Below are 6,022 nucleotides of genomic sequence, written 5' to 3'. Positions count from 1 at the left end.
AAAGTGAAAAAGTCTATAAAGAAAGGCGACTATCCGTCCAAAAAATGAACGGATAGTCGCCTTTTTCGTTTACGATCTTGAAATAAAATTAAAAAACGTAAGTTTTTCAGTGGCCTCGCGTTAATCCAGAGTTTTTTACAATTGTACTAACTTTTGTCTCATGAAATCCATTGTTTGCAAATTCACGGGCAGCTGCTTTAAGCAATCTACGCTTTGTTTCCCTCCCTTTCCTTCCTTTTGGCTCTGTCATTTCAATTCTCCCTTCACATAATACTAAACGAAAACATGATTTGTCGGTATTATTTCATCATCTTTCAAATGTGTCAATAAATGTCTGTAAATATAAAAAACCTTCCTCATCGACGAGAAAGGTCTAGACTTTGTTTTAAAAATTAATTTTCCCCTTTTGCTTCTTGTGGCTTTTCTTTAGACATGAACCAACCACCTAAAGCAATAAGTAACATCACTGCCCAGAAAATAGACTTCCATACAATTCCTTCTACAAAATCATGTGGAATAATATGAATAGCGTCATGAGCAAGTGTATGCATTAATAACTTAACCCCAACCCATCCAACAATTAACATAGCAGCTGTTTCAAGGCTTGGACGAGTTGTTAAGAGCTTGACGAAAATAGCTGCAGCAAATCGAATGACGATAAGACCTGCAATTGCCCCGATAACGATGACAATAAATTTCGCACCATCCATTCCACCAATATTACCGATTGGCGTATCTGGTAAAGCGATAACTAGTGCAACAGCAGCTAAAATTGAATCAATCGCAAATGCAATATCAGCTAAAGCAATTTGTGCTACTGTCATACCGTAGCTTTTCGGCTTTTTTTCCTTTCCATCATCATGCTTTTTCGTTAAATGCTTAATACAGATGAAAATTAAGTATGCAGCTCCAATCGCTTGAACCTGCCAAACGTGGAAAAGAAATGAAATAATGAATATCGCACCAATTCTAAAAATAAAGGCTAATAATAAACCGATATTTATCGCTTTCTTTTGCTGTTCTTCAGGTAAATGCTTAGCCATTACAGCAAGTACTAATGCATTATCAGCAGATAAAAGTCCCTCTAACAAAATAAGAATTACTAACACCCAACCATACTCTAATAATAAAGATAGTTCCATCAATTTCCTCCTGATATAAAAAAATTAGTATTTTTAATAAAATTTGCGGATAATTTTGTGATATTTATTTCTTATTATCTTTCTTATTATAAGCAAGGTAATAAGAAATAATCGTCACTTTTTCCTACAAATATTACTAGCAATTTTCGGGTATTATCTTCAAACAATAAGATTACTACTAATCTATTGATTAGCTTACTTTTCTAATGTTAATCAGCAAATTCAATAATTACAAGAACTATTTTTCTTATCTTTTACAAAATCACCAAATCTATCATGATTTTCCTTCAAATCATACAAAAACACCAAATTTAACCAATTTTAATTTCGTAATTCAGTATATCATTCGATCGTCTCCTCCTAACTTAAAGGGGGAAGTTTCTAATGAAGAGGCTTATAAAAATCTACAATCAAAAAAAAAGAATGAAATCTAAACAAATCAATTTCATTCTTAACGTTCGTTTCATTAAAAATTTTCAAAAAATCTCCTTATAACATCGGCACCACCAATAAAGGTTCCTAATGAGCTTCCTATGTTTGATAGGACAACAATAAGTAAGATTCGACTAACTTTATTTCGCCAAAAACCTTTCACAGTAAAAACATCCTCAGATAATGTTTCGAAATCCTTTACACTTGGTCGGCGCACATATGCCTGTGTTATCCCCGCAAACCATCCCGCCGCTAGAATTGGATTTAAAGAAGTGATAGGTGCCGCGGCAAAAGCAGTTAAGATCGTTAAAGGATGTGCTAAAGCCAAGGCTGCCCCAATTGCTGATAGAGAACCATGCCATAAAATCCAACTCATAGTCTGAGCCAGACCCGCAGATGGATTCGCAAAGAACGTATACACAATTAACGCTAAAATAAGCACTGGGATACTCCAACCGATGATTTTTGGAACATTTGATTTTGGTGGTACTGTATTCAAGCTTGCAAGATCATGTTCTTTCTTAATTTCCTCTTTAATACCAGGAACATGCGCTGCCCCTAATACTGCAACAATTTTATCTCCAGGCGCATCTTTAATTTTTTGCGCAAGATATTGATCACGCTCATCAATTAATGGCTTTTTCAACCTCGGGAAGCTTTCAGTAAATTCATTTAATACCGCATTAATGGTATCCATATTTTTCATTTTTTCTAGCTCTTCTTCTGAAATGCTTTCCTTACTGAAAATACTTGCTATGATTTGGCTGAGAAGTGATAGCTTCCCTTTAAAGCCAATATTCCCCCAAACTCGAGAGAATGTAATCTGAATATTCCTGTCAGCTAATACAAGCTTAGCACCTGTTTCCTTTGCTGACTCAATTCCTTGAATCATTTCCTGACCAGCATTAATCCCAAATTGCTTTGCCATCCTGTTTTGAAAAGAAGAAATAGCAAGATTAATTAATAATAAGGATGCCTTCTTTTCTTTAATCACTTGAACGATATCCATATCTTTCCACTTATTACCTTCACGAATGGATTGATACCTTTGTTCATCCAATTCAACACAAACAGCATCAGGATTTTCTGCCTCAATAACTTGTTTAACCTGCTCTGCACTATGCTTAGACACATGTGCTGTGCCAATTAATATGTATTCTTTTCCATCTAAATGCAATCTTGTAATATTTTCCTCGTCCATAGGTACCTTCCTTTATAGACCAGATTAGTGAACCCTACTACCATTCATAATACCCATTTCATTATAGCATGACTAGAATTCCATCAAATAGTTCTATTAGCTTTCTGTTCTGTGCATATGTTTGCATAAAAGACTTACTTTAGCTCGTACAAATTACATATGCAAAAAGGAGCTATCTCAACAAAAATAGGGTTAGACCCTTATGAGACAGCCCCCAACTAGACTTCAAATTTTTAATTATCCAAATACTTTTGCTAATTCAGCTTTATCTTGTTCAAGCCAGAAACGCATTAATCGCTTTGCACCATCTAAATCATGGAGCTTTGCTTGACCACATTGTGTTTCATTCGCTGCAGGAATTTCTGTTACTTCAACAGCTGATTTCATTGTGTCTTCTAATAAATCAATTATTTCTGAAACCTCTGGTCTGCCACTCACAACTAAATAGTAGCCAGTTTGACAACCCATTGGCGAAATATCAATAATATCAAAATGATCATATTTTTCTGCATGTTCACGAATGTTAAACGCTAATAAATGCTCTAGCGTATGAATAGTATCAGGCTTCATTGCCTGTTTATTTGGTTGACAAAAGCGAATGTCGAATTTATTAACCTCGCCGTCACTTCCTACCTTATGAACTCCACAATGACGTACATATGGAGCCTTTACTGCATTATGATCTAATTCAAAGCTTTCAACTGAAGGCATACTATCACTCCTATAGTAAATTTCTCAATTTATTGTACCATATGAATCATAAAACGCGTAGTTTACTAGAATGAATCAATTGGTTTTCTCGAAAAAAAGAGTATACTAAAAATAGAATTGCATAGCTATTATTTTTCAATTCCAATAATCGCCAGTAAAATTATATAGATAAACAAACTCATACAATGGAATGAAAGGAAACGGTTCAAAATAATGAAGTCACTATTTATTGGAATTATTCGTTTTTATCAAAAATTCATTTCTCCATTAACTCCACCATCATGTAGATTTTACCCTACCTGCTCCCATTATGGTCTTGAAGCATATCAACGATTTGGAGTTATAAAAGGCACATTTCTAACGGTAAAGAGAATTTTAAAATGCCATCCCCTTCATCCAGGTGGCTTTGATCCCGTTCCTGAAAAGGATGCAAAAAAAGGCAGCAAAATTCAACGATGATGAATTTACTGCCTTTTTTACTTTTAATTGTTAATCTTCATAACCGTCAATAACAACATCTAACTTACCAGTTGAAGGATCAATAATTAAGCCGTGCACTGGAATATCTTCTGCTAAAAGCGGGTGGTTTTTAATCGTTTTAACACTATCACGAACACTATCCTCTACACTATTAAAACCTTTTAACCACTGTCCGAAATCTACACCTGAATATTTTAATGTATCGATTCGCTCTTCTGGAATACCTCTATCCTTCACTTTTTCAAGAAATGCATCAGCATTCAATTTACTCATCCCACAATCATGATGTCCTATTACACAAATCTCATCAGCCTTTAATTCATAAACAGCCACTAATATGCTTCTCATAATACTTCCAAATGGATGAGCAACTATTGCTCCAGCACTTTTAATAATTTTCACGTCTCCATTACGTAGATTCATAGCGCCATGCAAAAGCTCCACTAAACGAGTATCCATACAAGATAAGACCACGAGCTTTTTCTCAGGAAATTTTGATGTCTCATATTTTACGAATTCCTTTTCTGCAACGAACCTTTCATTATGCAACAAAATTTCTTCCATAATTCTCATCATCATTCATCCTTCATATTAAATTTTATATAAATATATCATAATTCTTGATCATTAACTATTAATAGTGTAGTATACAAATCGAAATGATTACTATTTCATTTTGTCGGAATGTTTCTATACAATGAATATTTTGAAAAGGGATATACTATTTACTGACAATTATTCAATTTTAAATCAATAACTAACGAAAAAACGATGCAAATAAAAAAACTTGTTCTCAAATCGGAATCATTAAGATATAATAGGTAGGGCTTAATCGTAATGATGTTGATTTACAGAAAGGAGACCAATATGAAGAAACATACACTCTTATTATTTTTACTATCAATTCTAATTTTTACTTTGGTTGCTTGTAGTGGTGACAACACCACCTCTGATACAAAAAACAATGGGGAAACAGGCAATAAACTTAAAATATATACTACAGTCTTTCCATTAGAGGATTTCACAAAAAAAATTGGCGGAGACCTCGTTGATGTAGAAAGTATTTTGCCTTCAGGTGCTGATGCGCATACATATGAACCAACTACAAAGACGATGGTAAGCATTGCTGATTCTGATGGATTTATTTATTCAGGTGTTGGCATTGAAAGCTTTGCTGATAAAATTCAAGAATCGTTAAAGTCCGAAGATGTTGCATTTATTAATGCTGGTGAGGGTATTGAACTTCTAGCACATTCAGAAGAGGAACATAGCGAAGATGAGCATAGTACCGATGAACATAGTGCTGAAGAGCATACCGCTGAGGAGCATAGCGCTGAGGAGCATAGCGAGGAAGAGTCTCATGCAGGACATAATCACGGTGATGAAGACCCACATGTTTGGATCGATCCTATCCGTTCTATCACAATTGCGGAAAATATCAAGGATGCTCTAATTGAGTTAAAGCCTGAAGAAAAAGATACATTTGAAGCAAATTTTGAAAAAGTAAAAACCCAATTAGAAGAATTGGATCAATCATTTACAGCATTAGTCAATGAATCTGCAAAAAAGGAAATTCTTGTTTCCCATGCAGCTTATGGCTATTGGCAGGAAAGATACGGAATTGAACAAATTAGTGTTCTAGGTCTTTCTCCTACTGAAGAGCCTTCACAGAAACAGCTCCAGACAATCATTGAAACAGCAAAAGAGCATGATTTAAAATATGTTATTTTTGAAACAAATGTGAGCAGTAAAATAGCAGATATCGTCCAATCTGAAATTCAAGCAGAAGCACTTACGTTAAGCAACCTAGAAACAATTTCAGAGGAAGACCGAGAAAATAATGAGGATTACTTTAGCATTATGGAAAGAAACATCGAAACATTAAAAAAAGCATTATCTGAATAATATTGAACAAAGAGCGTTACTCGTAACGCTCTTTTCAGATTGAAGACAAAAGGCATTTGGGAAAGCTTTCTTTCCCAAATGCCTTTTTAATTTTTGATTTTCTTCTTAGAATCTATCTTAAAAATAAGTGTAAATTGCCTATTATTCATAT

At 34.3% G+C, this 6,022-nt stretch carries 6 protein-coding genes and 1 pseudogene; 2 read left to right on the top strand and 5 right to left on the bottom strand.

Annotated elements, in window-relative coordinates; genetic code table 11:
• Positions 1-115: 115 nt before the first annotated feature.
• From ACTJJ9_RS25785 to ACTJJ9_RS25770, 4 genes and pseudogenes are all read right to left on the bottom strand, one after another.
• Positions 116-250: pseudogene (locus tag ACTJJ9_RS25785) on the bottom strand (TetR/AcrR family transcriptional regulator); the annotation flags it as partial.
• Between the two features lie 142 nt (positions 251-392).
• A complete protein-coding gene (locus ACTJJ9_RS25780; protein ID WP_095302412.1) occupies positions 393-1,142 on the bottom strand; it encodes a TerC family protein in 750 nt (249 codons plus the stop codon).
• A 466-nt stretch (positions 1,143-1,608) separates the two neighbouring features.
• Positions 1,609-2,775, bottom strand: a complete 1,167-nt coding sequence (locus tag ACTJJ9_RS25775) for a TraB/GumN family protein (RefSeq protein WP_095302413.1) — start codon at positions 2,773-2,775, stop codon at positions 1,609-1,611.
• Positions 2,776-3,012: 237 nt separating this feature from the next.
• A complete protein-coding gene (locus tag ACTJJ9_RS25770) occupies positions 3,013-3,486 on the bottom strand; it encodes an S-ribosylhomocysteine lyase (protein WP_095302414.1) in 474 nt (157 codons plus the stop codon).
• A 213-nt stretch (positions 3,487-3,699) separates the two neighbouring features.
• On the opposite strand from ACTJJ9_RS25770, the gene yidD reads away from it, so the two are divergent.
• On the top strand, positions 3,700-3,945 hold the full coding sequence (gene yidD, locus ACTJJ9_RS25765) for a membrane protein insertion efficiency factor YidD (RefSeq protein WP_095302415.1): 246 nt from the start codon (positions 3,700-3,702) through the stop codon (positions 3,943-3,945).
• Positions 3,946-3,975: 30 nt separating this feature from the next.
• Here the strand turns inward: yidD and ACTJJ9_RS25760 are convergent, their stop codons facing one another.
• Positions 3,976-4,539, bottom strand: coding sequence for a beta-class carbonic anhydrase (locus ACTJJ9_RS25760; protein WP_095302416.1), 564 nt, complete (start codon positions 4,537-4,539; stop codon positions 3,976-3,978).
• Positions 4,540-4,833: 294 nt separating this feature from the next.
• Between ACTJJ9_RS25760 and ACTJJ9_RS25755 the strand changes: the two genes are divergently transcribed.
• Entirely contained in the window at positions 4,834-5,871 is a 1,038-nt protein-coding gene (locus ACTJJ9_RS25755) for a metal ABC transporter substrate-binding protein (protein WP_440768997.1), read from the top strand.
• Positions 5,872-6,022 lie beyond the last annotated feature (151 nt).

Source organism: Metabacillus sp. 22489 (genome assembly GCF_052044855.1).
In the GTDB taxonomy this organism is placed as follows: domain Bacteria; phylum Bacillota; class Bacilli; order Bacillales; family Bacillaceae; genus Metabacillus; species Metabacillus niabensis.
Note: the sequence above shows the minus strand (reverse complement) of the source record. Positions and strands in the feature narration are given on the sequence as shown.